Genomic DNA, 20,307 nt, shown 5'->3' with positions numbered 1-20,307 from the left:
GCAGGTCCGGCTTCGCAATCCTCCACCTTTTCAGCCATTTCCGGCGTGCCTGCGCGCGCCGATAAGGCCGCCATGCTCTCCAACGCCCCTATCCACGGCCTCGACCTCCTCGCCCGTATGGCTGCGGCCGCCGCCGACCGCGCCGCGGCGCGGCTATGCGGCGCGATCCGCCTCGCCGACTGCCAGTCGATCGCTCTCGCCGAGGATCTCGATGCCGCCGATCTCGCCATCGAAAGCTGGGCGGTGCGCGCCGATGAAGGCCGGGCCGTCATCGCCGTTTTCGCCACCACCCCGCAAGCGGACGGCCGCCGCCGCATCGCCGCGTCGGGCCGTTTCACCTTCGCTGCCCTCACCTGACCGGAGAAAAGATCATGGGAGCCACCTTCAAACCCAAGAAATCGGTCGCACTGTCGGGCGTCGCCGCCGGCAACACCGCGCTCTGCACGGTCGGACGCACCGGCAACGACCTCCACTATCGCGGCTACGACATTCTCGAATTCGCCGAGAGCGCCGAATATGAGGAAATCGCCCACCTGCTCGTCCATGGCGCGCTGCCCACGGCGACCCAGCTTAGGGCCTATAAGGCGAAGCTTCGCGGTCTGCGCGGCCTGCCACAGTCGGTGAAGCAGGCGCTCGAAGCTGTTCCCGCTGCCGCGCATCCGATGGACGTCATGCGCTCCGGCGTCTCGGCGCTCGGCTGCGTGCTCCCCGAAACGCACGACCATAATGTCCCCGACGCGCGCGACGTCGCCGACCGGCTGATCGCCTCATTGGGCTCGATCCTCCTCTACTGGTATCATTTCGCTCATCACGGCCGGCGCATCGAGGTCGAGACCGACGACGACAGCGTCGGCGGCCATTTCCTTCACCTGCTCCACGGCCAGCCGCCGTCGGAAAGCTGGGTGCGCGCAATGCACAGTTCGCTCATCCTCTATGCCGAACATGAATTCAACGCCTCGACCTTCGCGGCGCGCGTGATCGCGGGCACCGGGTCGGACATGTACAGCTGTGTCGCTGGCGCGATCGGCGCGCTGCGCGGCCCGAAACATGGCGGCGCCAACGAGGTCGCCTATGAAATCCAGAAACGCTATGCGACCCCTGACGAGGCCGAGGCCGATATCCGCCGCCGCGTCGACGCGAAGGAAGTCGTGATCGGCTTCGGCCACCCCGTCTACACCATCGCCGATCCACGCAACGTCGTGATCAAGCGCGTCGCGCAGAGCCTCGCCGACGAAGCGGGCGCGCGCCGCCAGTTCGCGATCGCCGAACGGATCGAAAGCGTGATGTGGGACGCCAAGGCGATGTTCCCCAACCTCGACTGGTTCTCGGCCGTTTCCTATAATCTGATGGGCGTGCCGACCGCGATGTTCACCCCGCTGTTCGTCATCGCGCGCACCTCGGGCTGGGCCGCGCATGTCGTCGAACAGCGGCAGGACAACAAGATCATCCGCCCCTCGGCCCATTATACGGGCCCCGAGAATCTCAAATATGTTCCGCTCGCCGACCGCAGCGAAGCCGCCTGAGGAGAGCCCCTATGCCCTATCTGATCGCCAGCGACCTGCCGCACGAAACCGCCGGCCGGCGCTTCCGCGAAGCGCTCGCGCGCCCCGGCATCTACCAGCTTCCCGGCGCGCACAACGGCCATGCCGCGCTGCAGGCGAAGGCGGCGGGCTTCGACGGCCTCTATCTCTCGGGCGCCGCGATGACCGCATCGATGGGCCTCCCCGATCTCGGCATCATCACCGTCGACGAGGTCGCCTTCTTCGTCCGCCAGATCGCCCGAGCCTCCGGCCTGCCTTTGCTCGTCGACGGCGACACCGGCTATGGCGAGGCGCTCAACGTCATGCACATGGTCCGCAGCTTCGAGGATGCCGGCGCGGGGGCGGTCCATCTCGAGGACCAGATTCTTCCCAAGAAATGCGGCCATCTCAACGGCAAGAATCTCGTCCCCGCCGACGACATGGCCGCCAAGGTCGCGGCGGCGAAGAAGGCAAGCCGCGATCTGTTCATCGTCGCGCGCACCGACGCCGCGGGGGTCGAGGGTTTCGACGCCGCGGTCGCGCGCGCCAAACGCTATGTCGAAGCCGGCGCCGACGCGATCTTCCCCGAAGCGCTCGTCACGCGCGAGATGTTCGAGAAGTTCGCCGCCGCGCTGCCCGATGTGCCGCTGCTCGCCAATATGACCGAATTCGGCAAGACGCCCTTCTTCACCGCCGACGAATTTGCCGCGATGGGTTGCAAGATGGTGATCTGGCCCGTCTCGAGCCTCCGCGTCGCCAACAAGGCGCAGGCCGATCTCTACGCCTCGCTCAAGGCGAACGGCGGCACCCACAAGATGATCGACCGGATGCAGACGCGCCAGCAGCTCTACGACACCATCGGCCTCCACGCGTTCGAGGAACTCGACGCCAGCATCGTCCGGACGATCGTCCCGCAGGCGATCCCGCAGGACGCCTGACCGCGATCGTTCGTCGTCCGGACGGGCGATGGGCCATGGCGGCTGGGGAGTCGCCATGGCCCGTTTCGCCTTTCGGGCCGTTTTGGGGTGGGGAACGGGCGTTCGCCCGTTTTGTGTACCCCGGCGAAGGCCGGGGTACATGCCGGTTACGGCAGCAACCGACCGAAAGTTACCGGAAGCACCTCTCAGAGCCGCGCCCAGCCTCCCTCGCGATGCGAGCGCCGGATCGCATCGGCAACCCGTTCCACCGCCAGCGCATCGGCAAAGCTCTTCGCCGCCGACGGCAGTCCCGCTGCCGCTTCGACCGCCGCCTTGACCTCGATCGTCTTCAAGTCGTTATAGCCGATCTGGTGCCCCGACGCGGGGCAGAAGGCGTCGTAGTCGCCATGCTCGGGCCCGGCGCAGATCGTCGTAAAGCCGTTGGTCCGCCCCGGCCCCGACCGGTACAGCTTCAGCTCGTTGAACTGTTCCTGAGTGAAGCTGATCGATCCCCTGGTGCCGCTGATCTCGAACGCCAGCCCCATCTTGCGCCCGCTCGCGATCCAGCTCGCCGCCAGCGTCCCCGTCGCACCATTCGCAAAGGCGACCACCGCGTCCATCTGGTCGTCGACCGTCACCGCGCGGTCGTTCCCCTCAGCGTCGCGGCGCGTCGGGTAAGCGGTGTGGAGCCGCCCCGACACCGACGCGATATCGCCAACCAGATGCTGCGCCATTGCGATGATGTGGCTGCCGATATCGGCGAGTGCGCCGCCCGCCTGATCGGGCTCGCAGCGCCAGTTGAACGGCGCATCGGCCGACGCCATGAAATCCTCGGCATGGATGCCGCGAAACGCCGTCACCTCACCGATCTCGCCATCGGCGACCAGCTCGCGCGCCAATGCGATCATCGGGTTGTAGAGATAGGTGAAGCCGACCGCAGTCGGCCGCCCCGACGCCGCCGCGGCTGCGGTCATCGCCTCGGACTCGGCAATCGTCGTCGCCAGCGGCTTTTCGCAATAGACCGCCTTCCCCGCTTCCAGCGCGGCGATCGCGATCGGCGCGTGCAGCAGGTTCGGGGTCGCCACCGCCACCATGTCGATCGACGCATCGGCAATCGCCTCGCGCCAGTCGCCGCTCGCGTTCGGAATCCCCAGCGACGCCGCAGCGGCCGTTGCCGTTGGCAAATCGCGGTCGGCGAGCACCGTCACGCGCGGCGACAGCGGCAGGTCAAAGGTGCGATCCGCCGCCGCAAAAGCCAGCGCATGCGCGCGGCCCATGAAGCCGCTGCCGATCAATGCGATGTTGAGCACCGGCCTGGTCATGCGCCTGCCACCTCGCGATAACGTTCGCGCAGCCGCTCGACCGTCTGCCGCTTCACCGGCTGGCCCTCGCGCAGCTTGTACCAGCTGTTCTGGCTGATCCGGTAGGTTTCGAACAGGCCCTCGCGTGTCGCGCACGGCAGGCGCTCCCGCATCGCCTCGAACTCGTCGCGCGCAATCGTCACCATCTCGAACCGCATCGCTCACTCACCTCCATAATAGCTGCCGCCGCGCAGGGCGCGCTCGCGCCGTTCGAGTTCATCCTTGTCGATCGCCGCGCGCCAGCTCTGCTTGCCGTTGACCAGATCGCTCGCGCGCAGGACGACAGGCTTGCCCGATGCCGGCGCGCCGATCACGTCGCGGATGCTGAGTTCGACGCGCGGCTCGGGATCGAAATGGAATTCGAGCAGCCCGAAATTGGCGCTGCGCACGAAGGGTGCACGCAGCCGCACTTCGGGATGCTGGTCGACGAACTTCGGCGCCAGATATTGCGCCAGCCCCGAACTGACGAGGTCATAGAAATCATAGCCGCCCTTGTCGGACCAGGGCACGCAATTGACCTCGCCCTGATGGACGTCGCCCGAAATCCCGAGGCAACCGCCGATCTTCTCGTCGCGGATGAAGTCGAGGATCTCGTTCCGTTCGTGAAGATAATTGGCCCAGCTATCGCCGTCCTTTTCGGCGAGCGTCCAGCCGGTGCCCGACACGAGGATCTTGAACGCCGCCTTCGACGCCTTGAGCTCGCGCTTCAGCCACGCCTTCTGCCCCGCGCCGAGCATCGTCTTTTCGGGGCCGTCGGGGTGGTCGGGCGGATCGCGGTGATAACGCCCGTCGAGCATGAAGATGTCGACCGGCCCGAAGCTGTGGCGGAAGAAGATACCCGGCGTGTCGGCCGTTCCCCCCGGCGGATTCGCCCACCAGCGCCGGAACAGCCGGTGCGTCATCTCCTTGACCGCATTGTGGCGGTCGGAGTTGTTATAGCCGAAATCATGGTCGTCCCAGATCGCGAGCTGCGGCACCGACCGCAGCAGCGGCACCAGCGCCGCCACATTGCGCTGGCGCGAATAGAGCGCCGAATAAGCGGTCTCGCTGTCGCTGTCGGCGTAGATATTGTCGCCCAGCCACAGGAACAGGTCGGGCTCCATCGCCGCGACCGCCTCGAACACCGGCTGTTCGGGGTAAAGCTGCACCCGCGCGCACGATCCGAAGGCGATGCGGATCGGCCGCGGTTTGTCGGGCGCGGTCCGGGTCCGGAACGGCAGCGGCAGGTTGCGGTCGTCGATGCCGTCGGTCTTGATCCGGTAATGATATTCGGTGTCGGGTTGGAGCCCGCTCACCTCGATCGCGGTGCAGAGGTCGTTCTCCTGCGTCGCCGCGACCACCGCCGTCGTCTTCGCATCGGCGAAGTCGCGCCGCGTCGCATATTCGACCGCGACCCCGAACACCCCGCTGGCGCGCGACCAGACGGTGAAGCTGCCTGGGCTGGTCGCGCCGATCATCGGCCCGTCGAGCAGCCGCGGATAGCCGATCGCGGCGGCATAGAGCCGGCGCGGCAGCGCCGCGAGCAGGGCGAGCGTTCCCGTTCCCCAAAGGAGCTTGCGTCGTTCCATCATCATCCTGTCCCCAGTCGTGCTGCCTCAGTCGCGCAGCTTCGTGTTCCACAATGTCGTCGCGAGCAAAGTCGCGACCACCGAGCAGCCGATCCAGAACCAGATCACCGGCTCGAAATCATAGATGCGTGTACTTCCCGTGACATGCATGTTCGCGTCGATCAGCGCCCCCGACACCTGTTCCTGCACCGCCGCGCCGAGATAGCTGAACACCCCGACCATCCCGAGCGCCGCGCCCGCGACGCGCTTCGGGCAGATGTCAATCGCGAACAGCCCGCCGAGCGAGGTGACCAGCCCGGTCATGCCGAGCCCGAACAGGACCGCGCCGAGCAACACCCAGCCATGGCCTTCGGGACCATAGAAAAAGATCAGCAGGCCGATGATCTCGACCACCCCGAACAGCAGGTTGGCGGGCGGCCGGCGCGCGCCGAAGAATTTGTCGGATATGAAACCGAAAGCGAGCGCCCCGGCGACCCCCGCCAACGTGCTCGCGGTCAGCATCACTCCCGCCTCGCCCAGCGAAAAGCCGCGCGCTTCCTGCAGATAGAGGATGCCCCAGCTGTTGATTGCATAGCGCGTCACATAATTGGCGGCGCTCGCCAGCGCGAGCACCCACACCGCCGGGATCGCAAGGATGGAAAGCTGCGTCGCGAACACGCCGCGTTCGGGCGCGCCCTCTGCCGGCGCCGCATAATGGTCGCCCCGCCAGTCGGCGACCGTCGGCAGCCCCAGCGTGCGCGGGCGATCGACCATCGCGTAAAAGGCGGCGACCGCGGCGATCAAGGTCGCGATACCCGGCCCCCAGAAACCCCAGTGCCATCCGCCCGCCGCGACCAGCGTGGTAACGAGGGCGAAGGTCAGTCCCTCGCCGATCGAATGCGCGGTCGACCAGATGCCGTAAAAGCGTCCGCGCTCGCGGTTCGAAAACCAGCTCGCCAGCGCGACGACGCACGATGGCGCGCCATAGCTCTGGAACCAGCCGTTCAATCCCCAGATCATCACGGTAACCCAGAAGACGGTCGAAAAGCCCATCGCGATATTGCACAGCGCCGACAGCACCAGCCCCGCCGCGAACAGCCGCTTCACATTGCTGTGGTCGGCGACGAAGCCGTTGACCAGCTTGCCCGCCGCATAGGTATAGAAGAGTGCCGAACCGATCATGCCGAGTTCGAGCGGGGTGAAAATGCCCTGGTCGATCAGCGGCTTCTTGACGATATTGATCGCCAGCCGGCACATATAGCTGATCGCATAAGCGAGCGTGATCGCGGCGATGATCCGCATCCGGTAATGGCGGAACCGGCCGTCGATGTCGCTGCCCGTATCGACCGGAACCTCGGGTCCCGCCGCGAAAAACTTCAGCATCGATCCTCTCCCCTCGGCGTGTTTTCTATTGGCGCGCGATCCAGTCGTGCGCGGGATCGTTGCGGAACACCCAGTTGCGCCGGGGGCCCGCCATCACGTTCAGATAATAAAGGTCATAGCCGTGCGGCGCCCCGACCGGGTGATAGCCGCGCGGCACCATCACGACGTCGCCGTCCTCGACCGCCATCGTCTCGTCGATGTCGCGTTCGTCGGTATAGACGCGCTGAAAGGCAAAGCCCTGCGGCGGCGACAGCCGGTGGTAATAGGTCTCCTCGAGGAAGGTTTCCTCGGGGAACGCGTCGCGATCATGCTTGTGCGGCGGATAGCTCGACCAGTGGCCGCCCGGCGTGATCACCTCGACGACCAGCAGGCTTTCGGCCTCGTCGGCGTCGGACAGGATGTTGCGGACATGCCGCGTGTTGGTGCCCTTGCCGCGCACCTCGACCGCCTCGGACCGGATCAGCCGCACCGCCCCCGCGCCGCTCCCCGGCGCCGTGCAGATCGCGATTTCGGCGTCCGATCCCGCCTCGATCGTATAGCGATGCCCCGCGGGGACATAGACCGAGGTCGCGGAGCCGTCGAACACCGTCGCGCGCCCGCCGATCCCCTCGAACCGCTCACCGCCCGCGTCGACCGACACCGTGCCCGTCAGCACGACGAGGCACGCCTCGCGCCCGTCCTCGACATGGTTGTAACGCGCACCCGCCGCCAGCCTGACGACGCGGAAGCCGACATATTTCCACCCCGCGCTTTCGGGCGTGATGTCGAGCAGCGTGCCATCGTCGTCGGGCGCATGCGGGCGGACGAGCAGCGACATCAGACCAGCGCCTCCTCGCGCGCCAGCCGCTTCAGCGTGTCGAGCCCGAGCTGGCTATATTCGCGCGGGTTGGCGATCGCCGGATCCTGTTCGGCCTCGATCACGATCCAGCCCGAATAATTCATGTCGGCGAGCGCGCGCATGAACGGCGCATAGTCGTAATCGCCGTCGCCCGGCGCGGTGAACATGCCGCCGACGACGCCGTTGAGGAAGCTGGTGCCATTCGCGAGAAACTCGTCATATTTGGCGGTGCGCACATCCTTGCAATGAACGTGGGTCACGCGCTCGGGGCGCGCCTTGATCACGTCGATCGGCTCGATCCCGCCGAACAGCGCGTGGCCGGTGTCGAGCACCAGTCCGACATGGTCGCCGGTCGCGTCGAAGAAGCGTTCGAGCTCGTCCTTCGTCTCGACGATCGTGCCGAGATGATGGTGATAGGCGAAGCGCAGCCCGCGATCGTTGATGAAGCGCGCTACCGTATTCAGCCGCTCGCCGAACTGCTTCCAGTCGGCGGCGGGCAGCACCGGGTGCGTGTCGAGCCGGCTGCCATAGCGGTCGCCGTGCACCGCGTTCGAGGTTTCGGCGAGGATGAAGACGCTCGAATCCATATATTCGAGCAGCGCCAGATGCTTCGCCAGCGCGTCGATTTCTGCATCGGCGTCGCGCACCAGCAGGTTCGACGAATACCAGCCGCTGACGATGTCGAGGCCGTAACCCGCCATGATCGGCGCCAGCGCCTCGGGATCGCGCGGGAATTTATTGCCCAGCTCGACCCCCTCGAACCCGATATCGCGGACATCGGTGAGCAGTTCGCCCAGCGTCGTGTCGCCGCCCAGTTCGCGCATATCGTCATTGCACCAGGCAATCGGGCTCACGCCCCAGCGGATCGTCATGACCTCTCTCCCTTGATCTTGTCGTCATAGGCGCGGCGCGCCGCCTGCACTTCGGCGCGGCCCGACACTTCGGGCACCGCGACATCCCACCAGTGCCCGCCCGCTTCGGTCGTGATCATCGGATCGGTATCGATGACGATCACATAGCTTGTGTCCGACGCCTTCGCCCGCCCAAGCGCGGCCTCCAGCCCGGCAATCCCGTCGACTTTTTCGGCCGCTGCGCCGAGGCTGCGCGCATGCGCAGCGAAATCGATATCGGGCAGCGTCGCATGCGCGCTGTCGGCGAGCAGATTGTTGAACGGCCGCCCGCCCGTCCCCTGCTGCAACCGGTTGATGCAGCCATAACCGCGGTTGTCGAGCAGGATGACGGTGATCTTGTGCCCCAGCATCACCGACGTCGCGAGCTCCGAATTGAGCATCAGATAGCTGCCGTCGCCGACCATCACATAAACGTCGCGCGCCGGGTCGGCCATCTTGACCCCCAGCCCGCCGGCGATCTCGTACCCCATGCACGAAAAGCCATATTCGACATGATAGCCGCCGGGGCGATGGCTGCGCCACAGCTTGTGGAGCTCGCCGGGCAGCCCGCCCGCGGCGCACACGACGGTCGCATCGTCGCCCGCCTGCCGCCACACCGCGCCGATCACCTGCGCGTCGGACGGCAGCGCCGAAGACGGCGCGGTCGCCGCGTCCCACGCCTTGTTCCATTCGGCGACCGCGCCGCGGTTCGCCTCGCGCCACGCCGCATCGACCTGCCAGTCGCCCAGCGCCTCGACCAGAGCCTCCAGCACTTCGCGCGCGTCGCCGACGACCGCTTCGGCGCCCTGCTTGATCGCATCGGGCGCCGCGACATTGATCTGGACCAGCCGCTTGCCGGCAAACAGGGTCCGCGAACCGGTGGTAAAATCCTGCAACCGCGTGCCGACCCCGACGATCAGGTCGGCGGCTTCGGCGGCAGCATTGGCCGCGCTCGTCCCCGTTACCCCGATGCTGCCGAGCGCTTGGCGGTGATCCCACGCCAGCGCGCCCTTGCCCGCCTGCGTTTCGGCGACCGGAATGCCGGTCCCTGCAGCGAGGTCCGCCAGCACGCCCTCGGCGCCGGAATAGAGCACTCCGCCGCCCGCGACGATTAGCGGTGCCTTCGCCCCACGGATCGCGTCGACGAGTGCGGCCAGTTCGCCGCGATCGGGCCGCGGCCGCCGCGGACGCCACACCCGCGGCGCAAAGAAGCCCACCGGATAGTCATACGCCTCAGCCTGCACGTCTTGGCACAGCGCGAGCGTCACCGGCCCGCACAGCGCCGGGTCGGTCAGGATACCCATCGCGCGCGGCAGCGCGTCGAGTATCTGTTCGGGCCGCGTGATCCGGTCGAAATAGCGCGATACCGGGCGGAAACAGTCGTTCGCGCTCACCACCCCGTCGCCGAAATCCTCGATCTGCTGGAGCACCGGGTCGGGGCGGCGGCTCGCATAGACGTCGCCCGGCAGGAACAGCACCGGCAGCCGGTTGACGTGCGCCAGCGCCGCCCCGGTGACCATGTTCGTCGCGCCGGGGCCGATCGACGTCGTGCACGCCATCGCGCGCTGCCGCCGGCTCGCTTTGGCAAAGGCGATCGCCGCGTGCGCCATGCCCTGCTCGTTATGGGCGCGCCAGGTCGGCAGCGCCGCTTCCATCCCCGCCAGCGCCTCCCCCATTCCCGCGACATTGCCGTGGCCGAAGATCGCCCACATGCCAGCAAAATAGGGCAGCTCTGCGCCGTCCACCTGGGTCCGCTGCGCCGCGAGCCAGCGCGACAGCGCCTGTGCCATCGTCAATCGCACCATATCGCTCATGCCGCCTCCCGCGCCCGGCGCGCCTCGCGCCAGCCGTCGGCGAGGACGCGCAGATTTTCGCCCAGCGCCCCGATCGCCGCTTCGTCGTCGATCGCGCCCGCCAGCCACTGCTGCGCGACATCCTGAAAGATCGTGCGCCCGACCGCAAATCCCTTCACCAGCGTAAAGGGCGCCGCGGCGACGATCCCCGCCAGCACCTCGTCCTGCGGTGCCGACAGGCCGAGCAGCACGATGCCGCGGCACAGCGGATCGTGGCGCAGGATCGCCGCCTCGCTCGCCGCCCATGCTGCCGCGTCGGTCGTTGGTTCGAGCTTCCACCAGTCGGGATAGATGCCCAGCGAATAGACATGGTCGATGACCGACGCGATCGTCCCGCTGTCGACCGGCCCGTGTTTCGAAGCGATGATTTCGAGCAGGAACTCGTGCCGCGTCCGCCGGCAGGCATCGAACAGCCGCAATATCTGCCGATCCTGCGCCGCGCGCATCTCTGCATCGTCGTCGGGGTGATAGAAGACGAGACATTTGACCACATGGTTCGTCGGCCAGTCGCGCAGCGTCATACCGACGTCGGGCGACCCCTCGAAGCGCAGCGGGCGCGATCCCGGCACCTCGATCGGCCGCCCGATCCAGTAAGGATGATCCGCCGCCGCCTCCAGCGCGCGCGCGCCGAAGCGGCCGTCGAGCAGCACGCCATAGCAGGGATCGCCCGCCGCCAGCCGATGCAGCGCCTCGAGCGCCAGATTCTTGAAATGATGGACGCGCGCCTCGTCGACTTCGCCAAGCTCGGCGAGCAGGTCGTCGAACTGGCTGCGATGGTCGATCGCCAGCACGGTCAGCTCGTCGCGCTCGCCCTGCCGGTTGGTCGACCAATGCAATTGCTCCAGCTCGGCGCTCTCGCGCAACCGGTGCGGCCACTGGCCTGCGAGGAAATGTTGCAATTCCTCCCACGACGCCATCGCCGGGGCACAGCCGTGCCGCGACACCACCAGCGCGCCGCACGCATTGGCTATCTCGCAGCATTTTTCGAGTGGCATGTCCTTCAGCCAGCCGCGCAGGAAACCCGCCATGAAGGCGTCGCCCGCGCCGAGCACGTTGAACACCTCGATCGGAAAGCCACGCCCGACAATGCCGTCATCCAGCGAAGCCCCGATATCGCCCGGAAAGGCGACGCAGCCGTCGGCGCCGCGCTTGCAGACGAGCACCGCTTCACTCTTTTCCCGGATTGCGCGCAGCGCCGCCAGCGTGTCGGTCGAGCCGCCGAGGATGTGGATTTCCTCCTCGGTGCCGACGATCAGGTCGCACAGCGGCAGGACGCGCTGCAGCGCTTCGGTCACGCCGCTATCGGCGACGAAGCGGTCCTCGCCATTGTCCTTGTCCGCGAGGCCCCACAGCACCGGGCGATAATCGATATCGAAAACGACGCGTCCGCCCGCCGCCTTCATCAGCGTCGCCGCCGTCAGGCTCGCCGCGAACACGCCGGGCTGCGACAGATGCGTGCCGTTGATCAGCAGCGCGCCGGCCGAGGCGATGAGATCGGGGTCGATATCGTCGGCGACGAGCGCCATGTCGGCGCAATTCTCGCGGTAGAAAATCAGCGGAAAGGTATCGGGGTCGCGGATACCGAGGAACACCAAAGCGGTCAGCCGCTCGAGGTCGGAACGGACGCCGCGCGTCGACACGCCTTCGCGTTCCAGTTCCTCGACGATGAAGCGCCCGAAATGGTCGGCACCGACGCGGGTGATCAGCCCCGCCTTCAGCCCCAGCCGCGACGCGCCGATCGCGGTGTTCGTCGGGCTGCCGCCGATATATTTGGCGAAACTCGCCATATCTTCCAGCCGGCCGCCGATCTGCTCACCGTAAAGATCGATCCCCGCCCGCCCCAGCGTGACGATATCCAACCGGCATTCCCCGCCCGCCTCATGCCCTTGTTGCGCCATCGCTTTCCAGACCATCCTTCCTTGATCTGTAACGCATATTCCACTTTTAGAATGTTTGCAACATATGTTTCAGGATGGCGTGAAAATGGAATGCCCGTTCACGTCCCCACATTGTCGCGCGCCTTGCCGTCGGTGCGCGTCGCCTCGAAGGCGAAATTGATCACCAGCGCCTGCGCAAGGCACATCGATGCCGACAGCGAGCGGAACTTGCGCACCTCCGCCTCGCGAATCTGCAGTACATGCTCGGCGGGCTTGGCGACCGGGCTGACCAGGCTGTCGCTGATCGCGAGCACCTTGCCGCCATTGGCCCTCGCCGCATTGACCACCGCGACCGTTTCCTCGGAATAGGGATGAAAGCTGATCGCGACGAGCAGGTCGCCGGGCCCGATGGCATGCGCCTGCTGCACCCCGAGCCCGCCGACCCCGTCGACAAAGACGGTGCGTTTGCCCGCCTGGAGCAGCGAATAGGCGATATAGGACGCAACCGGGAACGACCGGCGGAACCCCGCCACATGCACCGTATCGGCCGCCATCAGCAGATCTACCGCCGCGCGCATGTCTGCCCCGCTCACCGTTTGCAGCAGATTCTGGATCGCGAGGCTGTTGCCCTCGACGAATTCGGACAGCAGGTTCGCGGGCTCGGCATCCTGCGCGCTCGTCGCTTCGTCGAGCTGACGGACGCGCTCCGAATAGCCGAGCGCGGCATTGTTGCTGAGCAGGCCGTCGCGGAACAGCCGCTGCATCTGGCTCGCGCCCTCGAACCCGAAACTCTTGGCAAAGCGCACGATCGCCGAGGGCTGGACCCCGCAGCGGTCGGCGATCACCGCCAGCGTTTCGAGCGCAATATCATTGGGCTCGTCGAGGATATAGCGCGCGATCTGCTTGAGCCGCTTGCTCAGCGTCTCGTATCGGCTCACGATCTCGGCGCGCAATTCTTCCGCCGAACTGGGGGCGGCCTGGACGTCGGTCAAATTCATTCTCCCCGCTGATCCGGAAAAACGGAATATCTGTTCAAAACTTGTAACGCAACTATCGCCCTGCCGCATTTTCCACGCTATAGAATATATGTTCCACTCATTAACAACATGGAACAGAGTTTCAACCAGAGAGGCTTTCATGCACGACATTGCCCTGATCGGCGCCGGCAGGATCGGCAAAATCCACGCGGCGAACCTTGCCGCCAACCCGCGCCTGCGGCTCGCCCGCGTCGTCGACCCCTTCCCCGACGCCGCCGCGGCGGTGGCCGCCCAATATGATGCGCGCGTCTCGACGATCGAGGAAGCGCTCGCCGATCCCGCGATCACCGGCGTCGTCGTCGCCAGCTCGACCGACACCCACCTGCCCTACAGCCTCGCGGCGGCCGAGGCCGGCAAGGCGATCTTCTGCGAAAAGCCGCTCGATCAGGATCTCGGCCGCGCCCGCGAATCGGCGGCGCGCTTCGCGGCGCTGGACGCCCGCCTGTTCCTCGCCTTCAACCGCCGCTTCGACCCCAATTTCGCGGCATTGCAGGCGCGCCTCGCCGGCGGCGCGGTCGGCAACCTCGAAACGCTGCACATCGTCAGCCACGATCCGGCGCCGCCGCCGGTCGATTACGTCAAGGTGTCGGGCGGCATCTTCAAGGACATGGTGATCCACGATTTCGACATGGCGCGCTGGCTGCTCGGCGAAGAGGTGACCGAAGTCTTCGCCAGCGCCTCGGTCCTCGTCGATCCCGCGATCGGCGAAGCGGGCGATGCGGATACCGCCAAGACGATCCTGCGCACCGCGTCGGGACGCCTCTGCGTCATCTCGTCGAGCCGCCGCAGCGGCTATGGCTATGACCAGCGGATCGAGGCCTTCGGGTCGGCGGGGATGATCCGCGCCCAGAACCAGCTCGAAACGACGGTCGAGACCTGGGGCGAGAACGGCGCCGCCGCCGACCGCTTCCAGAATTTCTTCCTCGACCGCTACGCCGTCGCCTATGCGCGTGAGGCCGAACATTTCGCCGACATATTGGACGGCGCCTCCCCGCTGGTCGACTTCCGCGACGGCGTCGCCGCCCTCGCCCTCGCCGAAGCCGCCGCCCAATCGGCGCAAACCGGCGAACGCGTGCTGCTCTAAGCCGGCAAATCCTCCCTGTGGCAAGGCGGTGGGGAGGTGGCAGCGCGAAGCGCTGACGGAGGGGCTATTGGCGCGAGGTTGCAGCCCCTCCACCCCTTGCTTTGCAAGCGGTCCCCCTCCCCATGGCTGCGCCACAGGAAGGATTTCCCTTATTCGTCACCCCGGACTTGATCCGGGGTCCACAGCTACCGTCGCGCTAATGGATCCCGGATCAAGTCCGGGGTGACGAATGTCTGAAAACGACCGAATTGCGAACGTCCGGCTTCCGTGCCAAGCTCAAGCATGAATCGCGACGATACGATCTCCTCACATACCAAGTCGGCGGCAGGCGAATTGGCGCGAACGTGGGGCGGCGGCCAACCCAAAGTGCATCGACATTGGGACGAGCCCGAAGAAAATTGGGTCGGCATTGCCACACGTGCAGACTGCCCGCGGATGGGCGTGACTGCTTTCGGGACATTAGGGCTGTCCGAACACAGCCTGGGATTTAGCAATGACCTCCGAGTTGAAATTATAGGCGCGTGCGCAACAACGACGGACCTCTCAAGTGTTCTCGCTACCTGCGCTTTTAACGTCATCAAAGATGCTTGGCCGATGCGGCCCGGAGCGATTCACAACGACGTGCTCCAAATGTATGATCTTTCGAGAACGCTAGCCCATGTAATGTTCGTCGCACCTTTTCTCTGGAATGACGGCCCCAAAACCCTTCATCTGGATGGGCGTACGGTTACATGGCTGATGGCGGTTCCCATCTCGGAATCGGAATTGGTGTATGCGGAACGCAACGGTGCCGACGCACTGAACGCACTGTTTGAAACGCGGCAGATCGACATCTTCGACATCAATCGCCTTCCGGTGATGTAGCGAATTTGATGCGAACATGAACGTCCGCTCCCCACCCCAAAACAGCCCCCTCACCCCTATCAAAAAAGGGGCCGGGTTTCCCCGACCCCTTTTCCAGTGGCCCCCGCAAAAGCTCAGAATTTGAACTGCACCCCGGTCTTCACCGAATAGCCATAGCGCTCGACCTCGTCGATCCGCGACGGGATGCCCTGGAAGACACGATAAGGCTCGTCGTTGAGGTTCGATCCTTCGAGGAAGATCGTGACATGCTTGACGATGTCATAGCCGATGCGCGCATCCCACTGATTGAAGGCGCCGACATACAGGTCGGTGTCGCGATCCTCGCCGGGCTCGAGCAGATAGGCGGAGCGGTAGGTATAGGCGATGCGCGCCGACAGCCCGCCCTTTTCATAGGACAGGAACGCCGACGCCACCCGGTTCGACTGACTGGCGAGCGGCAGCCGCTCGTCGCCGCGACCGGGGATGCCCTTGGCGCGCGATTTGACGAAGGTGATGCTGCCCCCGACGCTGAACCCGTCGAGCGGCGACGGCAGGAAGCTGAGTTCGGTCTGCGCGTTGATTTCGACGCCCTTGACGAAGGCGCTGTCGGCGTTGACCGGCATCGTCACCTGCGCATCGATCAGGTCCTGCCCGGCAAAGGTGCCGCTCTGCACCGTCGTCGCCGAGTAGATCGGGTTCTCGATCGTCTTGTAGAAGCCCGCGACGCTGACGATGCCCTTGCGGCCGATATAGAATTCGCCGGCAAGGTCATAGTTGGTCGAGGTCAGCGGCCGCAGGCCCGGATTGCCCTGTTCGACCTCGTTATCGCCGGTGTTGACGATCGTCGTCGGCGCGAGCTGCTCATAGTTCGGCCGCCCGATCGCCCGCGTCACCGCGGCGCGGAAAACCAGCGACTGCGTCGCGTCCCAGCGCAGGTTCAACCCCGGGAACCAGTCGGTATAGCTTTGCGACCCGAAGCTGTCGTAATCCTTGTCGAGGTCGTCGACGGTCGAGGAATCGAGCACCGCCTTCGCCGCATAATTGCTCTTCGTCTTCTCCATGCGGACGCCGGGGATCGCCGTGAACTGGCCGATCTTCAGCGTCGCCATCGCATAGGCGGCAAAGATCTTCTCGCGGATCAGGTAATCGCCGGCCAGGCTGTCGCCGACGGTGCCTTCCTCGTCGAGTTCGAAATCGTCGAAATTGGAATCGAAGAAATCGTCGGCGCTCGGGCGGCTGATGATGACCCCGAACGGATAGCGGCCCTTGAAGATGCTGCCGATCGACCCGCCCTCGACCTGGTCGAGCGTGAAGTCGCCGTCATAGCCGTCATAGACCGCCGCCTCGATATTGTTGGTCTTGCGGCGGCTGGTATATTTGGCGCCGACCTTGATCGAACTGTCGTCGCCGATCGCGATCGGGGTGCGGAAGTCGGCGCGGAACTGGTAGAGATCCTCGCGCGCCCGCCGGTTTTCGTAGCTCGTCTCGTCGAATTCATAAATCGACGGATCGAACGCGCTGGCGTCGGGGCGGAAGATCGGGATGCCGTCCGACAGGTCGTACGAACCCGACACGCCCTCGCCTTCGAACGAGATTTCGTCGCGATGCGGGTCGCGCTTGTTGGCGCGGGTATAGCTACCCTCGATGCGCAGCCAGCTCGGACCAAGGTCGAACTCGCCGCCGAGCGAGCCGGTCAGCGTGTCCGAATCCTCCTGCCGCGAGCGCAGCGCGCGCGCGACATCGGCTTCGGCAAAATCGCCGCCGGCCGCGGTCTGGTTGGTGATCTCGTCCTCGTCGAGCTCGATCGTGAAGCCCGGCCGCGATTCCTTGTCCTTGTATTTCGAATAGAGGAAGCGGGCGTAGGTCTTCACCGCGTCGGTCGGCCGCCAGTCGAAATTGGCGACCGCGCCATAGCGTTGGCGCCGCGTGTGATAATCGCGGATCGTCTGTTCGAGCGGGATGAACTGGCCGTTCACTTCTTCCCAGCTCCCGCCCGACTGGACGTTCTGCGCCTCGAACTCGCGGTTCGAATAGTTGACCGCCAGCACGACGCCGAACTGCCGGTCGGGACCAAAGCGCGTCCCGATCGATGCGTCGAGTTCATAGGGATGCTTGCCGTTGAGGTCGTATTTGCCATAGGCGCCGCGCAGGCTGCCGAAGGTGCCCGGACGATCGAAGGCCGACACCGTCTCGATATTCGCGGCGCCGGCGATCGCGTTGGCATCCATGTCGGGGGTCAGCGTCTTCGACACGGTGATCGCGCCGATCAGCGCCGACGGGATGTCGTCGAGCTTCACCTGCCGCGAGTCGGGTTCGGGCGCGGCGGCGGTCTGGCCGTTCAGCGTGACGTTGAGCAGGTCGGGCGAAACGCCGCGCACGGTCAGATAACGCCCTTCGCCCTGATCGTTGGCGACGCTGAGGCCCGGCAGGCGGCGCAGCGTTTCGGCGACATTCTGGTCGGGCAGCCGGCCGACGTCGTCGGCGCGCACTTCGTCGACCTGCGTGTCGGTGTTGCGCTTCGTCTCCAGCGCCGCGCGATCGGCGGCGCGGCGGCCGCTGACGACGATCGTGTCGTCGTCGCCTGCCGTATCCTGTGCCCAGGCGCCCGCAACCGGAACCGCCAGACATGTCGTGAGCAAAAGCGCCCGTCCGAACCGTGTCATTTACTGCCTCTCCTCCCCGGCACGGCTCCTCTGCCGCACTCGTTGATGACAATAATGACACAATTATTCTATATTGCAAGAGAAATAGAATATATCTTGCACAATGGTCCTTCCAACCGCGCGGCAACGCGGCGCAAACGCACCTTCCTGACATGACGCTGACAGGAAGTTCAGGCGGATAACGCCCACGATACGCGGACCTCGAGCCCGCCGAGCGACGACCGGGACAGCGTCAGTTCGCCGCGCGTTGCCTCCGCCAGTTCGCGTGCGATCGCGAGGCCGAGGCCATGTCCCTCCTCCCCCGAGTCGAGCCGGGCGCCGCGCAGGATCGCTTCGCTGCGCTGCGCGCTATCGAGCCCCGGGCCGTCGTCGCCGACCACCAGTGCCAGCGCGCCATCACCGCTCTCGACCGCGACATGGACGAGGCGGCGGGCGTGGCGCGCCGCATTTTCGAGCAGCGGGCCGAGCAGTTCGGCGGCGTCGTCGCTGGCCAGCGGCAGCGTCGCATCCTCGGCGCAGGCGAGCGAAAAGGCGACGCGCTCGCCCGCCTCGGTCTGTTCGATCACCGCGATGATGCGCTCGATCAGCGGCAGCGCGACGGTGCTGCGTCCTTCATGGACCAGGCTGATCCGTGTCCGCGCCAGTTCGCCGTCGATCGCGGCGCGCATCGCGGCGATCGACGAATCGAGCCCGTCGGCGATTTCTGCGGCGCCACCCTCGCGCATCCGCGCGCTCTGCGCCGCGAGTGCCGCGAGCGGCGTTTTCAGCCCGTGCGCCAGATCGGCGGCGCGGCGCCGCGCCCGCACCAGATCGGCCTCGCGCGCATCGGCGAGCGCATCGATCGACGTGGTGAGCGGCGCGAGTTCGCGCGGATAGGCACCGCCGAGGCGCGCCGAAGCGTCGCGGCTCAATTGCTCGATCTCCTGCCGCACCCGGCCCAGCGGCCGCAGCCCCAGCGAAACCTGCGCCCAGGCGGCGAGCGCCAGCACGGTCCACAGGATCGCCATGAACAGCGCCATCTCGCGCCCGAACTCGCGCTGCGCGGGCGCCAGCTTGGCCAGGTCGTAACCAAGCTGGACGATCACCGGCGGTTCCTGCGGCTGGAGGCGGATCGCGCGTTCCATCAGCAGCAACCTTTGCCCGAACGGGCCATCGGCGCGGCGCATCCGCCAAGTATCGGCGGGCGCCGTCGCGGCGCGCGGCAGGCGGCTGTCCCACAAGGATACCGAGCGGATCGTCCCGGCGCCGGTCGACGCCTGCCAGTAGAGCCCGCCCGCGGGCACCGCGAAGCGCGGGTCGGCGGGCTCCGATCCCGCGACCGGCACCCCGCCCGACAGGGTAAGGTCGGCGAGCAGCGGCCGCACCTGCACCAGCAGCTCGTCCTCGACGCGCCGCTCGACATGGCCGTTGAACAGCCAGGTCATCGCGAACCAGGCGACCACCAGCGCGACCGCGATCGCCACCCCGGCCCCCGCGATCAGCCGCAGCCGGAGCGAACCGCCGGTCACGCGACGGCGGCCGGCACCAGATAGCCGAAGCCGCGCCGGGTCTCGATCGTTCCCGCCCCCAGCTTGCGGCGCAGCCGCGCAATCAGCGCCTCGATCGCATTGGTATTTTCGGCGTCGGCGTCGCCATAAAGATGGTCGGACAGCTCGGTCGCCGGCACCGCGCGCCCGGCGTGATGCGCCAGATAGTCGAGCAGCCGGTATTCGAGCGGCGACAGCTTGATCAGCGCGCCGTCGAGCGTCGCCGTCATGCGGTGCGTGTCGATCCGCACCGGCCCCGCCTGCAGCATCGGGCTCGACCGCCCGGCGGCGCGGCGGATCAGCCCGCGCAACCGCGCAACCAGTTCCTCCATCGCCCATGGCTTGGCCATATAATCGTCGGCGCCGACCTCGATCCCGGCGACCTTGTCGGTCCATTCGCCGCGCGCCGACAGGATCAGCACCGGAAAGTTCCGCCCCGCCTCGCGCCAGCGCTTGATCACCGACAGCCCGTCGAGCCGCGGCAGGCCAAGGTCGACGACCGCGACGTCATATTCCTCGACATCGCCGTTGAACCACGCCTGCTGCCCGTCGCCGGCCAGATCGACGACAAAGCCGGCCGCGGTCATCCCGCGCACCAGTTCGGACGCGACCGCCGGATCGTCCTCGACCACCAATGCACGCATCAATCATCCTCGATCTTGATTACCCGGCCGGTCTTGGCGTCGATTTCAACCTCGCGCACCCTGCCGCTTCCGGTCAGGATTTTCACCTCATATTTGAAGCCGAATTTTTCGCGCTCGAGCTCGACCTTCAGCACGTCGCCCGGGACGCGCCCGGTCGCGATCTGCAGCACGCGGGCAATCGGCAGGATCTCCCCGCGCGCGAGCGCCGCGCTGGCAGCCTGCTGGTCGGCCCGGTCGTCCTTGTCGCCATAGGCGAACGAGGCGGAAGCGGGAATGGCGAAGGCGGCAACTGCGGCCGCGATAAGGAGGGTCTTTTTCATGCTG

18 protein-coding genes are annotated in these 20,307 nt (G+C 66.3%); 5 read left to right on the top strand and 13 right to left on the bottom strand.

Annotation, left to right across the window (positions count from 1 at the left end; genetic code table 11):
- The first annotated feature begins 72 nt into the window (after positions 1-72).
- The 3 genes from V6U71_RS07135 to prpB are packed head-to-tail and all read left to right on the top strand — an operon-like array spanning position 73 to position 2,458.
- Positions 73-357 carry a hypothetical protein gene (locus tag V6U71_RS07135; RefSeq protein ID WP_411341594.1) on the top strand — a complete coding sequence of 95 codons (285 nt, stop codon included), beginning with the start codon at positions 73-75 and terminating at the stop codon, positions 355-357.
- A 14-nt stretch (positions 358-371) separates the two neighbouring features.
- Complete coding sequence (gene prpC / locus V6U71_RS07130; protein WP_411341593.1) at positions 372-1,523, top strand: bifunctional 2-methylcitrate synthase/citrate synthase; 1,152 nt, start codon at positions 372-374, stop codon at positions 1,521-1,523.
- Positions 1,524-1,534: 11 nt separating this feature from the next.
- The gene (prpB, locus tag V6U71_RS07125) at positions 1,535-2,458 is read left to right on the top strand and encodes a methylisocitrate lyase (protein WP_411341592.1); all 924 of its coding nucleotides are present in this window, start codon (positions 1,535-1,537) and stop codon (positions 2,456-2,458) included.
- Positions 2,459-2,643: 185 nt separating this feature from the next.
- On the opposite strand, the gene V6U71_RS07120 is transcribed toward prpB, so the two are convergent.
- From V6U71_RS07120 to V6U71_RS07080, 9 genes are all read right to left on the bottom strand, one after another.
- Positions 2,644-3,759, bottom strand: a complete 1,116-nt coding sequence (locus V6U71_RS07120; protein WP_411341591.1) for a Gfo/Idh/MocA family protein — start codon at positions 3,757-3,759, stop codon at positions 2,644-2,646.
- Positions 3,756-3,956, bottom strand: coding sequence for a hypothetical protein (locus V6U71_RS07115; protein WP_411341590.1), 201 nt, complete (start codon positions 3,954-3,956; stop codon positions 3,756-3,758). Before V6U71_RS07115 ends, V6U71_RS07120 begins: the two co-directional genes overlap by 4 nt.
- Before the next feature lie 3 nt (positions 3,957-3,959).
- A complete protein-coding gene (locus tag V6U71_RS07110; protein WP_411341589.1) occupies positions 3,960-5,369 on the bottom strand; it encodes an alkaline phosphatase D family protein in 1,410 nt (469 codons plus the stop codon).
- A 24-nt stretch (positions 5,370-5,393) separates the two neighbouring features.
- On the bottom strand, positions 5,394-6,728 hold the full coding sequence (locus V6U71_RS07105; RefSeq protein WP_411341588.1) for an MFS transporter: 1,335 nt from the start codon (positions 6,726-6,728) through the stop codon (positions 5,394-5,396).
- 25 nt (positions 6,729-6,753) lie between these two features.
- Positions 6,754-7,545: a 5-deoxy-glucuronate isomerase gene (iolB, locus tag V6U71_RS07100; RefSeq protein WP_411341587.1), complete on the bottom strand. Its 792-nt coding sequence runs from the start codon at positions 7,543-7,545 to the stop codon at positions 6,754-6,756.
- The gene (gene iolE / locus V6U71_RS07095) at positions 7,545-8,438 is read right to left on the bottom strand and encodes a myo-inosose-2 dehydratase (RefSeq protein WP_411341586.1); all 894 of its coding nucleotides are present in this window, start codon (positions 8,436-8,438) and stop codon (positions 7,545-7,547) included. Before iolE ends, iolB begins: the two co-directional genes overlap by 1 nt.
- Entirely contained in the window at positions 8,435-10,270 is a 1,836-nt protein-coding gene (gene iolD / locus V6U71_RS07090) for a 3D-(3,5/4)-trihydroxycyclohexane-1,2-dione acylhydrolase (decyclizing) (protein WP_411341585.1), read from the bottom strand. The genes iolE and iolD overlap by 4 nt, the downstream gene beginning before the upstream one ends.
- Positions 10,267-12,168, bottom strand: coding sequence for a bifunctional 5-dehydro-2-deoxygluconokinase/5-dehydro-2-deoxyphosphogluconate aldolase (locus V6U71_RS07085; protein WP_411341584.1), 1,902 nt, complete (start codon positions 12,166-12,168; stop codon positions 10,267-10,269). The genes iolD and V6U71_RS07085 overlap by 4 nt, the downstream gene beginning before the upstream one ends.
- Positions 12,169-12,305: 137 nt before the next feature.
- Complete coding sequence (locus V6U71_RS07080; protein ID WP_411341583.1) at positions 12,306-13,178, bottom strand: MurR/RpiR family transcriptional regulator; 873 nt, start codon at positions 13,176-13,178, stop codon at positions 12,306-12,308.
- A 145-nt stretch (positions 13,179-13,323) separates the two neighbouring features.
- On the opposite strand from V6U71_RS07080, the gene iolG reads away from it, so the two are divergent.
- A complete protein-coding gene (iolG, locus tag V6U71_RS07075; protein WP_411341582.1) occupies positions 13,324-14,307 on the top strand; it encodes an inositol 2-dehydrogenase in 984 nt (327 codons plus the stop codon).
- Between the two features lie 282 nt (positions 14,308-14,589).
- Positions 14,590-15,171: a suppressor of fused domain protein gene (locus V6U71_RS07070; protein ID WP_411341581.1), complete on the top strand. Its 582-nt coding sequence runs from the start codon at positions 14,590-14,592 to the stop codon at positions 15,169-15,171.
- Between the two features lie 113 nt (positions 15,172-15,284).
- On the opposite strand, the gene V6U71_RS07065 is transcribed toward V6U71_RS07070, so the two are convergent.
- The 4 genes from V6U71_RS07065 to V6U71_RS07050 form a co-directional block, all read right to left on the bottom strand.
- Positions 15,285-17,813 (bottom strand): TonB-dependent receptor, encoded by a 2,529-nt coding sequence (locus tag V6U71_RS07065; protein ID WP_411341580.1) that lies wholly within the window; start codon positions 17,811-17,813, stop codon positions 15,285-15,287.
- A gap of 170 nt (positions 17,814-17,983) precedes the next feature.
- Positions 17,984-19,321 (bottom strand): ATP-binding protein, encoded by a 1,338-nt coding sequence (locus tag V6U71_RS07060; RefSeq protein ID WP_411341579.1) that lies wholly within the window; start codon positions 19,319-19,321, stop codon positions 17,984-17,986.
- A complete protein-coding gene (locus V6U71_RS07055) occupies positions 19,318-19,983 on the bottom strand; it encodes a response regulator transcription factor (RefSeq protein WP_411341578.1) in 666 nt (221 codons plus the stop codon). Before V6U71_RS07055 ends, V6U71_RS07060 begins: the two co-directional genes overlap by 4 nt.
- The gene (locus V6U71_RS07050) at positions 19,983-20,303 is read right to left on the bottom strand and encodes a PepSY domain-containing protein (RefSeq protein ID WP_411341577.1); all 321 of its coding nucleotides are present in this window, start codon (positions 20,301-20,303) and stop codon (positions 19,983-19,985) included. The genes V6U71_RS07055 and V6U71_RS07050 overlap by 1 nt, the downstream gene beginning before the upstream one ends.
- Positions 20,304-20,307: the final 4 nt, after the last annotated feature.

The organism is Sphingopyxis sp. J-6 (assembly GCF_046603995.1).
In the GTDB taxonomy this organism is placed as follows: Bacteria; Pseudomonadota; Alphaproteobacteria; order Sphingomonadales; family Sphingomonadaceae; genus Sphingopyxis.
Note: the sequence above shows the minus strand (reverse complement) of the source record. Positions and strands in the feature narration are given on the sequence as shown.

Bases quoted from the DNA above. Each gene is read 5' to 3' on its own strand.
- iolB (WP_411341587.1), bottom strand. From the start codon at position 7,545: ATGTCGCTGCTCGTCCGCCCGCATGCGCCCGACGACGATGGCACGCTG.
- iolE (WP_411341586.1), bottom strand. From the start codon at position 8,438: ATGACGATCCGCTGGGGCGTGAGCCCGATTGCCTGGTGCAATGACGAT.
- prpC (WP_411341593.1), top strand. From the start codon at position 372: ATGGGAGCCACCTTCAAACCCAAGAAATCGGTCGCACTGTCGGGCGTC.
- V6U71_RS07050 (WP_411341577.1), bottom strand. From the start codon at position 20,303: ATGAAAAAGACCCTCCTTATCGCGGCCGCAGTTGCCGCCTTCGCCATT.
- V6U71_RS07065 (WP_411341580.1), bottom strand. From the start codon at position 17,813: ATGACACGGTTCGGACGGGCGCTTTTGCTCACGACATGTCTGGCGGTT.
- V6U71_RS07135 (WP_411341594.1), top strand. From the start codon at position 73: ATGCTCTCCAACGCCCCTATCCACGGCCTCGACCTCCTCGCCCGTATG.
- V6U71_RS07120 (WP_411341591.1), bottom strand. From the start codon at position 3,759: ATGACCAGGCCGGTGCTCAACATCGCATTGATCGGCAGCGGCTTCATG.
- iolG (WP_411341582.1), top strand. From the start codon at position 13,324: ATGCACGACATTGCCCTGATCGGCGCCGGCAGGATCGGCAAAATCCAC.
- V6U71_RS07055 (WP_411341578.1), bottom strand. From the start codon at position 19,983: ATGCGTGCATTGGTGGTCGAGGACGATCCGGCGGTCGCGTCCGAACTG.
- V6U71_RS07110 (WP_411341589.1), bottom strand. From the start codon at position 5,369: ATGATGGAACGACGCAAGCTCCTTTGGGGAACGGGAACGCTCGCCCTG.
- iolD (WP_411341585.1), bottom strand. From the start codon at position 10,270: ATGAGCGATATGGTGCGATTGACGATGGCACAGGCGCTGTCGCGCTGG.
- V6U71_RS07070 (WP_411341581.1), top strand. From the start codon at position 14,590: ATGAATCGCGACGATACGATCTCCTCACATACCAAGTCGGCGGCAGGC.
- V6U71_RS07115 (WP_411341590.1), bottom strand. From the start codon at position 3,956: ATGCGGTTCGAGATGGTGACGATTGCGCGCGACGAGTTCGAGGCGATG.
- V6U71_RS07105 (WP_411341588.1), bottom strand. From the start codon at position 6,728: ATGCTGAAGTTTTTCGCGGCGGGACCCGAGGTTCCGGTCGATACGGGC.
- prpB (WP_411341592.1), top strand. From the start codon at position 1,535: ATGCCCTATCTGATCGCCAGCGACCTGCCGCACGAAACCGCCGGCCGG.